This window comes from Nostoc sp. CmiVER01, assembly GCF_034531135.2.
Lineage (GTDB): Bacteria > Cyanobacteriota > Cyanobacteriia > Cyanobacteriales > Nostocaceae > Nostoc.
The window spans coordinates 232137-248427 of record NZ_JAVRBU020000014.1 but is presented as its reverse complement, the minus strand read 5'-3'; the positions used below and the strand labels follow the sequence as shown (position 1 = coordinate 248427).

At 39.5% G+C, this 16291-nt stretch carries 15 protein-coding genes; 7 read left to right on the top strand and 8 right to left on the bottom strand.

All coding sequences use genetic code 11. From position 1 onward, the window contains the following. Positions 1 to 5: 5 nt before the first annotated feature. From RMZ43_RS24660 to RMZ43_RS24650, 3 genes are all read right to left on the bottom strand, one after another. On the bottom strand, positions 6 to 782 hold the full coding sequence (locus tag RMZ43_RS24660) for a PspA/IM30 family protein (protein ID WP_322653171.1): 777 nt from the start codon (positions 780 to 782) through the stop codon (positions 6 to 8). Between the two features lie 371 nt (positions 783 to 1153). Then, positions 1154 to 1867, bottom strand: a complete 714-nt coding sequence (locus tag RMZ43_RS24655) for a PspA/IM30 family protein (RefSeq protein WP_322653172.1) — start codon at positions 1865 to 1867, stop codon at positions 1154 to 1156. 496 nt (positions 1868 to 2363) lie between these two features. Continuing rightward, the gene (locus RMZ43_RS24650; RefSeq protein WP_322653173.1) at positions 2364 to 3725 is read right to left on the bottom strand and encodes a hypothetical protein; all 1362 of its coding nucleotides are present in this window, start codon (positions 3723 to 3725) and stop codon (positions 2364 to 2366) included. Positions 3726 to 3938: 213 nt separating this feature from the next. On the opposite strand from RMZ43_RS24650, the gene RMZ43_RS24645 reads away from it, so the two are divergent. Next, positions 3939 to 4478 (top strand): DUF721 domain-containing protein, encoded by a 540-nt coding sequence (locus tag RMZ43_RS24645; protein ID WP_322653174.1) that lies wholly within the window; start codon positions 3939 to 3941, stop codon positions 4476 to 4478. A 448-nt stretch (positions 4479 to 4926) separates the two neighbouring features. After that, the gene (locus tag RMZ43_RS24640; RefSeq protein WP_322649324.1) at positions 4927 to 5241 is read left to right on the top strand and encodes a hypothetical protein; all 315 of its coding nucleotides are present in this window, start codon (positions 4927 to 4929) and stop codon (positions 5239 to 5241) included. Positions 5242 to 5366: 125 nt separating this feature from the next. On the opposite strand, the gene menB is transcribed toward RMZ43_RS24640, so the two are convergent. Then, entirely contained in the window at positions 5367 to 6200 is an 834-nt protein-coding gene (gene menB, locus RMZ43_RS24635) for a 1,4-dihydroxy-2-naphthoyl-CoA synthase (protein WP_109011247.1), read from the bottom strand. 140 nt (positions 6201 to 6340) lie between these two features. On the opposite strand from menB, the gene RMZ43_RS24630 reads away from it, so the two are divergent. Next, entirely contained in the window at positions 6341 to 7213 is an 873-nt protein-coding gene (locus RMZ43_RS24630; protein ID WP_322649325.1) for an Rpn family recombination-promoting nuclease/putative transposase, read from the top strand. A 282-nt stretch (positions 7214 to 7495) separates the two neighbouring features. Then, positions 7496 to 8356: a hypothetical protein gene (locus RMZ43_RS24625; protein ID WP_322653175.1), complete on the top strand. Its 861-nt coding sequence runs from the start codon at positions 7496 to 7498 to the stop codon at positions 8354 to 8356. On the opposite strand, the gene RMZ43_RS24620 is transcribed toward RMZ43_RS24625, so the two are convergent. The 3 genes from RMZ43_RS24620 to menD all read right to left on the bottom strand — a co-directional run bounded on the left by RMZ43_RS24620 (position 8331) and on the right by menD (position 11807). Continuing rightward, on the bottom strand, positions 8331 to 9644 hold the full coding sequence (locus RMZ43_RS24620; protein ID WP_322649327.1) for a site-specific DNA-methyltransferase: 1314 nt from the start codon (positions 9642 to 9644) through the stop codon (positions 8331 to 8333). The two genes, RMZ43_RS24625 and RMZ43_RS24620, sit on opposite strands and share 26 nt — an antisense overlap. 16 nt (positions 9645 to 9660) lie before the next feature. After that, complete coding sequence (locus RMZ43_RS24615; protein WP_322649328.1) at positions 9661 to 9885, bottom strand: helix-turn-helix domain-containing protein; 225 nt, start codon at positions 9883 to 9885, stop codon at positions 9661 to 9663. Positions 9886 to 10052: 167 nt separating this feature from the next. Next, positions 10053 to 11807: a 2-succinyl-5-enolpyruvyl-6-hydroxy-3-cyclohexene-1-carboxylic-acid synthase gene (gene menD, locus RMZ43_RS24610; protein ID WP_322653176.1), complete on the bottom strand. Its 1755-nt coding sequence runs from the start codon at positions 11805 to 11807 to the stop codon at positions 10053 to 10055. 176 nt (positions 11808 to 11983) lie between these two features. Here menD and folB point away from each other — a divergent pair, with 176 nt between their 5' ends. From folB to RMZ43_RS24595, 3 genes are all read left to right on the top strand, one after another. Next, positions 11984 to 12352, top strand: a complete 369-nt coding sequence (gene folB / locus RMZ43_RS24605; RefSeq protein WP_322649330.1) for a dihydroneopterin aldolase — start codon at positions 11984 to 11986, stop codon at positions 12350 to 12352. An 836-nt stretch (positions 12353 to 13188) separates the two neighbouring features. Next, positions 13189 to 14481 carry a GGDEF domain-containing response regulator gene (locus tag RMZ43_RS24600; protein WP_322653177.1) on the top strand — a complete coding sequence of 431 codons (1293 nt, stop codon included), beginning with the start codon at positions 13189 to 13191 and terminating at the stop codon, positions 14479 to 14481. Between the two features lie 706 nt (positions 14482 to 15187). Next, entirely contained in the window at positions 15188 to 15367 is a 180-nt protein-coding gene (locus tag RMZ43_RS24595; RefSeq protein ID WP_229553679.1) for a replication restart DNA helicase PriA, read from the top strand. A 77-nt stretch (positions 15368 to 15444) separates the two neighbouring features. Here RMZ43_RS24595 and RMZ43_RS24590 read toward each other — a convergent pair whose 3' ends face one another. Further along, entirely contained in the window at positions 15445 to 15894 is a 450-nt protein-coding gene (locus tag RMZ43_RS24590) for a hypothetical protein (protein ID WP_322653178.1), read from the bottom strand. Positions 15895 to 16291: the final 397 nt, after the last annotated feature.

Genomic DNA, 16291 nt, shown 5'->3' with positions numbered 1-16291 from the left:
CAATTTTACAATTGATCCAATTGCTTGCGTAGAGAATCTAACTCGGCATCAACCACTTCATTAGATTTAGGAGCAGTGGTTTCTTGTTGCGGTGGCAGTTGCGCTTGATTTTGTGGAGTAGCGGATGGTAACATTTGCGCTTTTAAAGCTGCCAATTCATCATCAACATCGCTATTACCTTCCAATTGGGCAAATTGGCTTTCTAAATCGGCACCCGCCAACTCTCCTGCTGCCTGGGCCCGGGATTCTTGCATCAAGACCTTTTCTTCCATTCGCTCGAACGCAGCCATTGCACTGCTGGTATTCATCCCACGCACCATGCCTTGAAGTTGCTCTTGGGCTTTGGCAGTGGTAATCCTAGCTTTAAGCATTTCTTTCTTGGTTTTAGCTTCAGAAATCTTGCTTTCTAGCTGGATTAAGTTGCGCTTGAGGGTTTCAACTTGAGTGCTTTGGGTTTCCAAACTAGCTTTGAGGGCGGTGCTGGTGTCAGTATAAGTTTTTTTGCGCTCTAGAGCTTGTCGTGCTAAGTTCTCATCACCTTTTTGCAGCGCCAGTTGGGCATTGCGTTGCCACTTATTGATTTCATTTTGGGCGTCATTATACTGTTTTTCGCTGCGTTTTTGGGAGGCGATCGCCTGAGCTACTCCCTGACGCAGCTGCACCAAGTCTTCCTGCATTTCCAGGATGGCTTGTTCTAGCATTTTTTCGGGGTCTTCGGCTTTGTTAACCAGGTCGTTGAGGTTAGAACTAACTACTCGCTTAATGCGATCAAATAATCCCATAACTTTGTTTTTCCTTGTTTGGTTTACGCTTTTTGTTGGACAGTGAGCTTTTTTATTTTTTAATAGCTACCTATTTCAATGTAATCTTTCCGGTTTGAATCAGTATCTTCTAACAACTCTTAATTGTTAAGATATCTCCAAAGAGGGGTAATTAGCCGAATTTCAGCCAAGAGGGAGGCGTAGGGGCAGGGGCAGGGAGCAGGGGGCAAGGGAGATAGAAAAGAATTGAGATTCCCCCCACCTGTTACGTTAGCTTCCCGCTCTTTACGATAACCACACTTGCTTGAGTGGGAAATTCTTACCCATGTTCTCACTTTCATTTCACGACAGTTCTTGATGGGGTCATTTCCCCCTGCTCCCTTGCCTGTTCTTCAAGAATCCTGAGTTTTGGGTAACTGCTGTTGGGGAGGCTGTGTGTTATCTGCCCCATTTAAGACCTGCACCTTCATCGCTGCCAATTCGGCATCTACATTATTAGTAGATTCCAAGGAAGTAAATTGTGTTTCCAAGTCGTCGCTACTGAGTTGAGCTATTGCTTCTGATTTAGCTTCTATTTGCAAAACTTTTTCTTCCATGCGCTCAAAGGCGTTCAGACTGCTGGTAGTAGAAACTTCGCCGAGCATTTCCTGGAGGCGATAAGACGCTTCAGCAGAACGGGCACGAGCAATATACATATCTTTTTTTGTTTTCGCCTCGGAAATTTTTAACTCTAGCGATCGCATATCCTTTTTTAACCTAGCGACTATCTCGTTTTGCTGCTCTATCTGGGAAAACAGAGCTGTAGCGGTTTCTTTATAGGCTTGGCGCTTAGTCAAAGCTTCCCGTGCTAGAGGTTCGCTGCCTTGTTGCAGGGCCAATTGGGCGCGGCGATACCATTCTTCTGTTTGAGATTGGGCGGCGGCGACCTGCCGTTCGGTGCGTTTTTGGGTAGCGATCGCTTGTGCTACACCCTGCCGCAACTGCACCAGATTTTCCTGCATCTCTAGAACAGTTTGCTCCAGAATCTTTTCTGGATCTTCTGCATCACCGATCAAACTATTAAGATTAGCTTGAATCACCCGTAGAATACGCTTGATTAATGCCATGTCGGCTCTCCATTCACGAAACCCAGTAATGAGTGCTGTTAGCGTTAGCAGGGCGTTTAGCCCTTGCTGAGTACTGAATTAGTTATAGAGTGCTGAGTGCTTAGTTAAAATCCTAAGTATAATATTTTTTGTCATAGGATAGTTATAGGGTGCTAAGTGACTAGTTAAAGTCAGGACTTACGCAAAAATTGCCGAAAAGCTTAATTTATCGAACCGCCTTCTCTACCAGAGGCTTCCGCCAACACGTAGCGTCTCGTAGAGAAGACGCCATCGCGCAGCGTCTCGTAGAAAATAATTCGTAGACTGTGCGTAAGTCCTAAAATTTTTGAGTATAATATTTTTCGTTGTCTGGTCGTAAACAAACAATATTTTGTCTCTACCACTCAGCACTCAGAACTCAGAACTCAGCACTCATTGATTCAGCACGGGCTAAACGCCCCGCTACCGCTAACAGGACTCAGGACTGTTATCTCATGGTATCGTAAATTTTTGCAACTTATGGTTGCTGAACCCGTGCCGTGATTCCCTTTGCCTGTAACAATTTCAGATGCTGTTGTACTTGCTCTTTAGTCTTAAAAGCACCTAAATAAACTAATTCTTTGTTGCGTGATAAATAAGCATCGGGAATTACTTGCCGTGCTGATGCTAAAGCCCCATCTTTATTATCTATTACTACATGATAGAACCCATCTGTTGCTGGTTTAATTTCAGCATCTAGCTTTGGTAAGGTTGCGATTGGCTTAGGTGAGGTTTTTGCCGCTGAAGTGGGAGGCAAATTCAGGGGAGGCAACGGCTGTACTGTCGGTACTGGTGCTAAAGCGATCGGATTTGTCGTTTTTAGGGCTGTGTTAGGGTCAGGCAATGCCGCTTGAGGATTTGCGCGGTTTTGGGGAACGATTGGATTAGGTACTACTGGGACGGTTGGTTGGACTTTGGGTTTTAAGCCAACTACATCATTGGGGTCTCTCACTTCCGGAAATTCTTGGGCAGCTAGATTGGGATACTTAGGTATAGATGTGCTTGGTGGTTGGATCTGAGGTTGGACATTACTTCCAACTTCCTGAGTATTTTCTGGTGCAGGAGATGAGTTCCCGTTAAACAACTTGCTTAAATTCCATTCTGGCAAGCTTTTAGGATTGAACACTACATAACCCAAGGTAAGACTCGCTAACAATAGCAGCAACATTGAGCCGATACCCATAGGTGATAGTAGACTATCGCTAGAATTGTTTGGTTTTTTGGTTTCTAGTTGTTCTTCTGTCAGACTTCGCAGCAGTGCTTCACTAGATTCTAAATAGTCATCTGGGTGCTTAGGAGTGTCATCTGGCTGCAAGAGATTTTGGCTCTTAGTATCTTTAATTATTGCTGGCACGATGCTGCTACTAAAGTTGGGCGGTGGCGGGGGAAGTGGAGTTTGTGTTTTAACATAATCAGAGATGGAGGGCACATTAAAATTATTTAGTTCCTCAGTTTTTGCCATAGCTGACGCTGGGTTCTTTTGAGGATTCACAGCTAGAGAAGATGTTGTCGGTACGTCAATTGCTGTAGCTGGCGCTGAAGTTCCCTGAAGATTCACGGGTACAGATGTAGGTGACACGTTAGGTTTAATTACCGTGACTGATGACTGAGTTGTACCCGATGTTGTAGAGATGCTAGTTAACGGCTGAGATTGACTGTTCATGTAAGTTGCAACACGAGGCTGCTTTGATGCCATCAAACCAGTTCGCGTGCGTCGGTATCGAGCTAACTCTTGATCTAGCGGCACCTCTAAACTCGCTAGCGCTGCTGCTAATGCTGGTTTCAACCCAGGTGTTTTAGACGATTGAGTACCGGAATCATTCAGAGAGTTTTGAGTCATGGCCTCTGTACCTCAAACGTAGATTGCTGGAATTAACTTTAGATATATTTGTGACAATAGTAGCGAAAATTATTTAAATAGATTGAGCATGGGGCATGGTGAAGAGGACAAGGGGACAAGGGAAAAGACTTGTTGCAAGTTATCTAAGTCACCTTGTCCCCTTGTCTCCCCTGCTCCCTCATCTCCCTCACTCTCCACTCCCCACATTTAACGATGTCGTTGAAATCAATTAATGATATTTTGGATGTTCTAGAAAAGCAGGCTAAATGGCAAGAACAACCATTTCAACGCCTGCTCAAGTTTTGGCCAAAAGTTGTTGGCCCAGTGGTTGCCGCAAATACTCGACCATTGTCGATTCAGCGCGATGTTTTGTCGGTAGCAACTTCTAGTGCTGCTTGGGCGCAAAATCTGACTTTTGGCCGTTCGTCTCTGCTTTTAAAGTTGAATAAAAACTTGCCAACACCTTTGATTGATATTCGCTTCTCTACTGCTAACTGGCAAAATCCATCGGTAGAGAGAAAGCAGCAACAAACGGTTTCGCCCCATGAGCATCCCAGTTATCTTGGTGATGAGATTAGCCGCGCTGATGTTACACCTACCAAGGATGTAAATGCTGCTTTTGGGCGTTGGACGAAGATCATGCGATCGCGATCGCATGGCTTACCTCTTTGTCCCCAGTGTCAATCTCCCACGCCACCGGGCGAACTCCAGCGCTGGGAAGTCTGTTCTGTCTGTGCTGCTAAACAGTTTTAAATTGAAAGCAAAATACTTTAGCGATTATTCTCTGAACATAATTTATCCTCAAGTAACTTGCTGCTTCACATAAATATGATTTTAATTCTTTAGAAAAAATATTTTTTTACTGCTAAAATATGCCTAATGTGGTATGTAAAGCAGACTATTTATCTGAAAATATATGCCTTTAGCTATCCTTAAGGATGAACTTAAAAGGCTAGATAAATCAAAAGCTTTAGTTTTAGTCTTGATCCCTAATAAGTTTTAGCCAAAACCCATAGGCAACCACTCTAGGCATTATTGAAAAATATAACAAGAATATAAAAATATCCTAAAGTTTATTTTTTCGTGGGGATCGCTGAAACCTATAGAAAATAATGGTTTTTTGGCTTTTATCTGTCTTTATATATAGAAGCAAAATATAAAGATGAAATATAGCCGGAAACGGCACTAAAGATGAATCCAAATGAAACCCATTAAACTTTTAGCATCTGCCTGTAAATATTGCCGTCATTATCAGCCAGAGGGTCGCCGTGGCGGAACTTGTCAGCAATTGGGAGCACCAGTTCAAGCAACTTGGAAGGCTTGCTCCTTAGCGCTTCCACCTTTTGCACCTTCTTGGGAAACCTTGGAAGATGCTTGGAGTTTGCCAGATGTAGCCCCAGTTTTAACATCTTCTCATTCCTTAACCTCAGATTTAGACAATGCTGTTCTTGCTCCTGTAGAGGAAATAGCTGCTTCTATATCTGAACAGGTAAAGACTAAAGCAGTTGTTATTTAGTTATCCATTATTACTGAACTGATTTTGTAGTTTCCTTAAGATAAGATTTTTTTAAAATTTTTAGTGCTGTAAACGTTGATATCTATAAAAATCGCACCTTGGTAAAGGGTGCGATTTTTGCAGTTTTAAGGTAACCAAGGAAAAGATCGAAAGTCTGGCGGACGCTTTTCAAGAAAGGCTTGTTTGCCCTCAGACCCTTCTTCTGTCATGTAGTAAAGTAGGGTGGCATTACCAGCAAGTTCTTGTAAACCAGCTTGTCCATCACAATCAGCATTGAACGCAGCCTTGAGACACCGAATTGCGATCGGACTTTTTTCTAAAATCTCTTGCGCCCATTGAATACCTTCTGCTTCTAGTTGTTCGACTGGGACGACACAATTAATTAAGCCCATTTCTAGCGCCTGTTGTGCATCATATTGACGGCAGAGAAACCAAATTTCTCTAGCTTTTTTTTGTCCCACAACGCGGGCGAGATAGCTGGCTCCAAAACCACCGTCGAAACTGCCTACTTTCGGGCCAGTCTGTCCAAAAATAGCGTTATCGGCGGCGATAGTAAGGTCGCAAATCAAGTGTAGGACATGTCCGCCACCGATCGCATATCCAGCTACTAAAGCAATCACCACTTTCGGCATGGAACGAATCAGGCGTTGTAAGTCCAGCACATTCAAGCGGGGGATGCCAGTATCGTCTACATAACCCGCATGTCCCCTTACACTTTGATCGCCACCAGAACAGAAGGCATATTTCCCATCAGTGTGTGGGCCATAGCCAGTAAATAGGACGACACCAATAGTAGTATCTTCACGAGCATTACAGAAAGCATCGTAAAGTTCAAAGACTGTTTCGGGACGAAAAGCATTGCGTTTATGGGGACGGTTGATGGTGATTTTCGCAATACCATCAGTTTTTTGATACAGAATGTCTTCGTAGGTTTTGGCTGTTTGCCAGTTAATTTGCATTGGTATGGAGTGCGCTGTTGCTTCAAGAATTTTATCGCGGACGTAGGGACATACGATACCTGCGGTGGGCTACGCCTACGCTAAAATTGGTGTCTCAAGCCTTTACAATTTGGTAATTGTCTGGGTGTGGAGGAATCAAAATGCGACGTCACACCATTTTCTACAAATTATTTAAGCAATTTCCCAGTTTGCTGTTTGAATTAGTAGATGAACCACCCCCAGAAGCGGAAAACTACCAGTTTGAATCGGTTGAAGTGAAAGAAACCGCGTTTCGGATTGACGGAGTATTTTTACCTCCCGATAATGCAGTTTCCAAAACCGTCTTTTTTGCTGAAGTGCAGTTTCAGAAGGACGAAGACTTATATCACCGGTTTTTCAGCGAATTGTTTTTGTTTCTCTACCGCAACTCTATTCGTTACGATGATTGGTTTGGGGTAATAATTTTTGCTTCTCGCAGTCTGGAACCTTCTAACTCAACGATTCACCGCGCTTTGCTGGAAAGTGGGCAAGTTAGACGGGTTTATCTAGATGAGTTGGGTGATTTGCGAGAACAACCTTTGGGATTAGGTTTGATGTTGCTGACAAATGTTACTTCTGAAACAGAAGCAGTGGAAGGGGCGCGGTTTTTGTTGGAGCAAGCACGGCAACAATCGGAGCAAGCGATAATTGATTTAATTACAACGATTATTGTTTATAAGTTTTCTACATTAAGTCGAGAGGAGATTGCAGAAATGTTGGGACTAAATTTGGAAGAACCACTGGCTCTTCGGGAAGCGAAGGAGGAAGGAAAGGTTGAAGGGCGAGAAGAAGGAAAAGTTGAAGGAAAGGTTGAAGGAGAAAGAACAATCGTTTTACGACTATTAAATCGGCGCGTGGGTAATATTCCTGGTGCGCTTCTGTCCCAGATTCAAGGGTTATCGGTGGAACAGTTGGAAGCTTTAAGTGATGCTTTGTTGGATTTCTCTACTCTTGCTGATTTGGAAAGGTGGTTAGAAGGTCAACCAACAGGGTAAATTTCATGTAGAGAAGCAGAGGAGAAGGCGATACCTGCGGTGGGCTACGCCTACGCACCCGGTAAAATTCTCATAGCTACAAATCTGAGGCTGGAAGACACGCGGGTATATCAGAAAGCGGTGGAGGAGTGCGATCGCTTGTCCTCCGACTGTTAAAACGTCTATTTGGTGAAATTACTGAAGGAACTTTGAGCCAAAATTTAGATATTATCACTCAAACAGATAGAGTTATGTGTTTTATACTTAAAAAATTGTATCGATTATAGCAATGGAGATTATCATTTGATTTTATTCAGTAGCTACAAAGGAACTGCATCTAAGTGGATTACTATATTTGACTCACCATTCTACCCTGATTCTTTAGATGAAGCTAAAATGCTCTACGAGAAAGTTTTGGAGCGTTTCATAGAATTGGTATACGAAGCAACAAGCTCTGCAAATTTACTCGAAATTGTTACAAAAGAGCCTGATCCTTTACGTATTCAACTTCTTAGAGTATTTCGGAGGTATGTATCACCAGATACGACAGTAGAAATGACCAAGAAAAAACGTGATATTACCAATATAATTAATGATTTTGGTGATAGATTTCGTAGCTTAGAAGAGGTTAGAAGAAATTTGCAAAGTCGTCCTGTACCTGATGAAACTCTGATGGCTCTTCTTTTAGAACAGAGTAAACGGGGGCAAAAAGGCTATGACTTGACAGAAGCGTTTTTCTTATGGTTTGACAGAGTATTTGGTAAAAACTATATAATTCAGGGGCCAGTTCGTGCTGGAAAAGATGTAATGCTTGATAAGGTTTTGGATAATTGGGAAGCTCAAACTCCAGCAGATATTTTTATATCTCGATTAGATGGAACTCCATTGGTAGTTGGATTTGCTCGTTATGATTCTGATAGAGGTGGTTCTCAAGAAGATGATCGAACTGGTGGAAATCGAGATAAAGCAACTGATATTCTTAGATATGCTGATACCTATAAAGTTGATTTAAAAGTATTTTTTTTGAATGATGGCCCAGGATTACTACTAGGATCTATGTGGAATGATTACGCTCGTTTAGAAAGCTATGGTAGTGGCAAAATAATGGTATGCACTCTGAAAATGCTTGATGATAGATTTACACTAGATTGGCTTGAAAGTTGAGTTTGCTATCCCAATCATGTATTACACTTTCAGAGATAAACTCTAATTCTGGTGTTTCTTCAATATACAAATCTAGACCGCTTCGTAAAACTCTATTTGTACCTATTAAGCATTTTTGTTCATATTTAGCAGAACTATTTCCGTTAATGAAGTCACCCATTACTTCTGTTCCTTTAACTAAACGCTGAACTATTGTAGCTATAGCAAGTTGAGAATTATCAATAGCTATCCATTTTCTACCTAACTCTTCAGCTACAGCAGCAGTAGTACCACTTCCAGCAAATGCATCTAACACAATATCTCCTTCATTAGATGAGGCTAGAATTATTCGTTTGATCATATCTGGATTTTTTTCTGTTGGATAGCCAGTAATTTTAATATTTTGATTGTGAGCATCCTTGAAGTCAAGCCAAATATCTTGGACTGAAATACCCTGGCTATTATCTAAATAAACTTTTCTTCTTGGGTTTCCTGTTGGTGACCAGTAAATCTCTCCGCGTGCATCCATTTCGTCTAAAGTTTCTGGAGTATATTGCCAGTGTTTACCTGAAGGAGGTAATATTCCTCTCCAGGGTTGACCTGTTGCACCTTTTCTTACACCTGGTGCATGAACAGGAACTTTCTTATAAACTCTTCCAGTCTCCTTTTCAACATATTGATACTCTTTCTTTGCAGTAGTTTCAGTCCAAGGGTTAAAAGGCTGATTCCATATATAATTATCTGTTTTTGTGTAAAATAGAATGTAGTCTGCGGTATTACCGTACTGTTTACGTGTATAGTTTTTTGGGTTACATTTTTTTCTTGTAATCAAATTGCGAAAGTTTTTAGAACCAAAAATTTCATCCATTATAATTTTGACAGCACAAGCCATCTTGTCATCTAAATGTATATAAATAGAACCTTCATCTGATAAAAGTTCTTTTAGTAAAACCAGTCGTTGACGTAAAAACTCTAAATATTCTGCACCTTCCATTAAGTCGTGGTAAGCATGGTCTCTTTGACGAGACTCAAAACTACTCCCTGTTGCATAGGGGGGGTCAATATAAATTAGACTAACTTTACCCGCGATAGTATCATCGTTCAAGAATGAACTAAGCACTCTTAAATTCTCTCCATATATGAGTCTGTTTCTTGGATGTTGATCTATACTGATTATGCGATGTAACTTAGCTACAGGAATTTTTAATATATCTTCTATAGGAATTTTCCCTTCATATTCCAGACGAAAAGGAATTACATTTTGTTTTTGACTTTTACGACTATTTCGACTAGGTATTCCTGTTGCCATTTGAGTTAATATTTTATTATGCTTGTTTTTTACTATTATTTATTTGTAAAAACTTATCTAAGTCTTTTTGTCTGATCCGCCAAATTCTTGGCCCCACTTTTGTAGCTTTAAGATTGTTTGATAATATCCATCTTTGTACAGTTCTTTGGTGAACACGAAGAAGTTGAGCTACTTCAATAGTTGTTAAAAACGAAATATCTTCTTCACTCTTATTATTGTTATGTTCCGCATTTTGTCGCATTTGTCGCTAAATTCGCTAGAGGCGTTATTATACTACTAACTCTAATATTTTGCAAGGTTCACCAACACTTGAAACGCTTATATAAATCACTTTATAATTTTGACACCAAAACATTCGGCAAAATTAATACCTTGCATCTCACTATTTAGTAATATCTAACGGCAGAGTTAAATCACAATATCTGCGGCAAAGTTCCGTAAATTTTCCTGTCGCCATTGAGCATCATTTTTGCGATTTGTCTGCAACTCTAAAACCCGAATCCCCTTAGTTGGAAGGGAGTTTAATCTTTGTTGCAACTTCTGCCAAGAAGTTATCAATTCATGCTGCACATTATAAGTAGCACACAACTGAGCAAAATTAATATCCTGGGGAGTGCCAAAAAACTCTTCAAATGGTGGGTCGAATTTGGCGATGGGTAACATTTCAAAAATCCCACCGCCGTTGTTGTTGATTAATAAAATTGTGAGATGTCCGACAAATTTATTGCGGATTAAAAAACCGTTTGTGTCATGCAACAAAGCTAAATCTCCGGTTAACATTACACTACTTTGCTGGCGATGGGCAATTCCTAAAGCTGTGGATAATGTGCCATCTATACCATTTGCACCCCGGTTAAAGTGCGATCGCACTCCTAAATTATTCGGCTTCCAGAAATATTCCACATCCCGCACAGGCATACTATTGGCAATAAATAGAGGCGTTTCTGGCGGTAAAATCTGAGAAATTAACCAAGCTGCTTTACTCTCAATAATTTCATCTATTTTCCCCATCGTCTGGTCAACAATTAACCTAACCTTAGTTTCCGCATCACACCATTGCTTTCCATAGTCTGAGGATAAAGATAAATTTATCTCCTCTATCTTTATCTCTTTTACAGATATCCGTAAATGCGTCGTTCTCCCGTGCAAAGGGTCGAGGTTTTGGTCACTAGGATCGATTACCCAGCGTCGCGGTTGGGTTGTATCTATCCAGCTACGCAATTCTTTACTTGTAGGCATTTCACCTACCTGAATCACCATTTCGGGTGCTAGCTGCTTTGCTAGTTGCTGATTTCGCAAAATCAAATCATAAGTGGAAATTAAATAAGGGTTAAGTTCGGCATAATTTCTCACTGGAGAGAGTCCCTCAGCTAGTACAGGCCATTTGAGAGTTTGGGAAAGGTGCGCGATCGCTCTACAATACTCTTCTGGTTGCGACGGTTGGGCAACACCTGCGATAATAATCCCGCGATCGCATTCTTTCCATTCTTTGGGCATGGGGAATGGGGCATAGGGCATGGGGCATGAGTTTGTTATTCCTGCGAAAAAGTCTTCTGGATGAAACTGTGATTGCAAATAACTCAAGTCGGTTCCATCAGGAAGAGGCGCTAAAGGATCGCGAAAGGGAATATTCAAATGTACTGGCCCCTTTGTAGGAGTCTGCGCCCTTTCCCAGCTATGAATTACCGTTTGTCGCAGATAAGCTAACATTCCCAGATCAGCAGAGGGTAAGGCTAACTCTGTTTGCCAATTTGGGTAGTTTCCATATAATCTCAATTGATCTACAGTTTGCCCAGAGTGACAATCTCGTAATTCTGGGGGCCTATCGGTAGTTAATAGTAACAGTGGGACGCGACTATATGAGGCTTCAATGACTGCTGAATAAAAATTTGCTCCTGCTGTACCAGAAGTGCAAACTAGTACCACCGGGCGTCCGGTTGCTTTAGCTTGTCCCAAAGCAAAAAAGGCGGCGGAACGTTCATCGAGAATGGAAATCGCTTCAATCTCAGGTGCTTGTTGAGCAAAGGCGATCGCTAAGGGTGTAGAGCGCGATCCAGGACAAATGATAGCACAAGTCAATCCCAACCGTTTTAGCGTCTCTGTTAAAATATAAGCCCAAAGTTGATTAACATTTTTATAAGCGATCGGCATCAAATCAAACATAGCTATAAAACAATCTTAAATTTTAGATTTTTTCTAGGGATCAATTTAAAATCCATCTGGGATTTGACAAATGCAAAGATGAAACCCAATACAGCCACGCGAGTTTGCGGGAAGGAAAATCTCCAAGCAAACTTGCCCCAGTTTTTATAAAATGCACAATTTGCTTTCAAACATTTATGGACTGCATTCATTTAACGGGAATTCGCTGCTATGGCTACACTGGATATCTGCCAGAAGAACAGGTGCTAGGACAATGGTTTGAGGTGGATGTGAGATTGTGGTTGGATATTTCCACAGCGGCCAAGACTGACGCGATCGAAGACACTTTAGATTATCGCAGCGTCATTAGCTTGATACAACATCTGGTCAAAACGTCTAAGTTTGCTTTGGTGGAGAAATTGGTAACAACGATCGCAGATTCTATTCTCCGAAAATGCGATCGTGTAACACAAGTTCAAGTCATTTTGAGCAAACCTTCTGCACCTATTCCAGACTTTGGTGGCAAAATTAGCATTGAAGTAACTAAAAGTAAGTCCAATTTCTAAAGCACAAAAGGTGTTCTTTTCTCAATATCTATTGTTGATGACTAAATAACACCCAAAAATCTTTAGTCTACTTCAGTAGACTTTAGCTATTAGCCTGGAACTTTAGTTCCAGGCGGGTGAGTCAGCCAACAGTTAACCTATGTTTAAATTTACACCAATGCAAAGATGTGCATCCGTGCATCCCTACGAGTATATACGTTCATCTATGGTTAATTATTTTTTTCTGTACCCTATCTGTACAAAAAGTGCTATCAATGGTTTTAAATAATACTACTTCACTTGCCATTTAAAATTTAAGACAGTTTCAGACGGTAATTTAGACACCGACTGAGAGAAAAACTATTTGCAGACAAAGCGGAATTAAAGTTTTTAATTCCAGACGATGATTAATTTTTAGCAATATTATAGTGAGTATTTACTATTATATTAATAATAACATACTATATTATTTTCATTTACATAAAAGTACTATGTTGTTATTTGATGGTTTTTTGTCTTGATTAATTTATACATAGATACTATACGCGGTATTTATTTTGTTCGTAAAAATTATTACATAATTTATGAAAATTGCTTTTTGATTGCTATTAATTACATAAGAATTTATGCTTGATGTTAATAGCTTGATATTAGCCGTATTAAATAATCAAAATTAGCTTTGATAAATACATAAATTATTGGAGCTTTATAAAATGATGTCATTTGATCGTGACTAAGTATTTATATCAAACAAGAAGGCAAAATAGCTAGAAATTGTTTATGATAAGATAATGAAATTTTATATGAGTTGATACTCAGAGCAAAAATCTTAACCTTAGCAAACAGGTTGTTATAACATGTTCGCCCGCAAAATCCTAGTTGTTGAGGATGAGAAAATCCTAGCCTCAAATATTAGAAATAGTTTACAAAAATTAGGTTATTCAGTTTCAGAAATAAATAAATCTGGTGAAGAGGCAATAAAAAAGGTAGCAGAAACTCATCCACATTTAGTGTTAATTGATATTTGCCTATCTGGAGAAATTGATGGTATAAACGTAGCAGATATTATCCAGAATAATTTCCATGTACCTGTAGTATATCTAACAGAAAGTTCGGAATATAAAAAGTTACAAAAAAATCAGCTAAATGAAGCTTTTAGTTACATAGTCAAACCATTCCTTGAAAGTGATTTACATTTAACAATTGAAATGGCTCTGTACAAACATCAGAGCAAAAAGATATTATACGAAGAAAAACAGAGGCTGGCGGCAATTATCAACAGTATGGGCTGTGCAGTGATTGTGACTTATGCTAATGGTTGTATTCAAATGATGAATACTAAGGCAGAACAAATCACTGGTTGGAAGCAAAGTGAAGCATTTGGAAAAGATTTAATAGAAGTAGTTAGTTTAGTTGACAAAGATGTAGGAGAAAGAATTGAAAATTTAGCTAGATACGTAATAAAATCAGGTGAAATTTTCAATTTACCAGAAAACTGTGCATTGATTACCAAAGATAGCAAAGAAATAGCGATTGGGGATAATGTTGCACCCATCCGCGATCAAAATGGCAATGTTACTGGCGCAGTTTTAGTTTTTCAAGACATTACCAAACGCAAGCAGACAGAGGCGCAACTGATCCGCAATGCCTTTTATGATGGGCTTACAGAATTACCGAATCGGGTTTTATTTTTAGATCGACTCAGACAAACAATTGAACGTAGCAAACGCAGAAATGATTATTATTTTGCAGTTTTATTTTTAGATTTAGATGGCTTTAAGGAGATTAACGATCGCTTTGGGCATGGAATAGGCGACGATTTTTTAGTAGCGATCGCTAGACGTTTAGAGTCGTGCTTACGGGGTGGCGATACTGTAGCACGATTTGGTGGTGATGAGTTTACAGTTCTTTTAGAGGATATTAAAGATATTACCGACGCTACCAATGTTGCTAAACGGATTCAAGACGCCTTACGATTGCCAATTAACCTGAATGGATATCAATTATCTGCTACAGCTAGCATTGGTATTACTTGGAATTTTAGTAATTATGAGGAGCCGGCAACTCTGCTGCGAGATGCTGATATTGCTATGTACCGAGCTAAAAGGCAGGGAAAAGCTACTTATGCCATATTTAACCCAAGTGACTAGTTATCTCTTAAAGGTTAATAACCCGTAACTTGTGTTAGTACTTCGTAATACTTCACCATATAAACACTACATTGCTAACCCGTTGCTAAAAATCTTCTTGCACAGTCAAAACCTGATCGACACTTTCATGCTTAGTAATCTTGGAAGAAGCTCTTCCTCAACTCTTGTAGCTTTGGGGGATTAACTTTTGATTACTGAATTGATAGCGTAAAAATCACACGCTAAAAGAATCTTGAGCGGATTTTGAAGTTTTGCTGCGAACAAAAAAAGCCGTTGCTTTAGAAGTTCACTAGTTTTAATCTTAATTAATCTTGTAGTAAATATTAACTAAATCTTAAGATAGACATTTTGTGACTAAATATACAGTATTTTTCTGTGTTTAATTTTTGAATACAAGAACGGCTTTTTTTGTGTTTCTCTGAAATGCTTGCAAATAAGTCTCTCTCAAGGCATTCGCCATAGGGATCAGTAAATCTCTAAGCAGTATTGAATTCAAAAACAATTTATGTATCTAAAGTGGGAGGGTAAAATCACCTAAATGTGAGGATAATATATAAAGATAAAGTAAATCTTTCAAATCTGAAATTTTGTTTAAAATAATCAGCCAATATTAAGACAATTTGTTAAGTTGGGTCAAATCAAAATTTTTGCTAGTTTCACTGGCAGTTATCTCAAATAAAAAATAGTTACAACCAGGGGTTTTAAAATGCAGATAGTACAAAAAATTTACTGCCCAAATTGCGGCTGCCAAGCTGAACGCTATTACATTTCTGATAGTCAATTAACTCGAACCCAATGCTCTAGTTGTGACTATTTGATGATTAGTTGCACTCGCACCGGCAAAGTAATTGAGGCTTACGCTCCAGGTATTTATGCACAGCGCTAGTCATTAAGAATTAAAAATTAGAGAATATATTCTCTAATTTTTAATAATAAAGTTACTCGTCAACAATTTTGAGCATTTCACAGGTTTTTATTCTGTTGTCGGAATTGTTGCTGTCGTATCTGTTCTTGTAATCTCAATTGTTGCTGTTGTCTAATTTGTTGATCTTGTCTGAATTGTTGCTGTTGTATTCTTAGTTGTTGCTGTTGTGTAAAGTTTTGCCATTGTTGTCTAAGTTGTTCTTGTTGTAGTCTTTGTTGTTGCTGGCGTAGCAGTTCTTGCTGTTGTAGTCTTAGTTGTTGTTGCAGCTGTGGTTGCTGAAACTGTTGCCTAAGCAATGTTTCATTAAATTGCTGTTGTGTTCGCTGATTTTGCTGCTCTTGTTGTTGTCTGATTCTTTCTTGAAAAGACTCAAGTTGCTGAGGATTCGTCTGAATTATTTGGGCATAGGCAGGAGAATTAATTGATAAAGCTTTTCCAAGTACAATCAATAGCAGCCATGCTTTAACCCTTAATAAGCGATTTAACATATAGTTATTTCCTCAATTGCTATAGGTAGGGTTTAGCGATCGCTAAACCCTTAAAATGTCAACATTATTTATAATTGCCCTATAGGTATAGAACCCCACCCCAACCGCCTCCCCCAAGACAGGAAGAGACTATGGTATAACTCATCTGATTAGAAAAAGCTATAAATGCAAGGGCTTGAAATACCTAACTAAAGCATTAGCTTTAGTCACCGTTTAATTAAATTATACATTTACATTTTTTAGATGAGTTACCGGATTTCCGTAATCCATGTATCTCCGGCGAGTAGGTTTCAAAAGGATTTCCGGCGGTTTTACACCATAGATAAACAGAGATAATTCTCAGGATACATCTGGGTTTATCTGCGGTTCTATATTGATTTATAAAATTGAATACAAA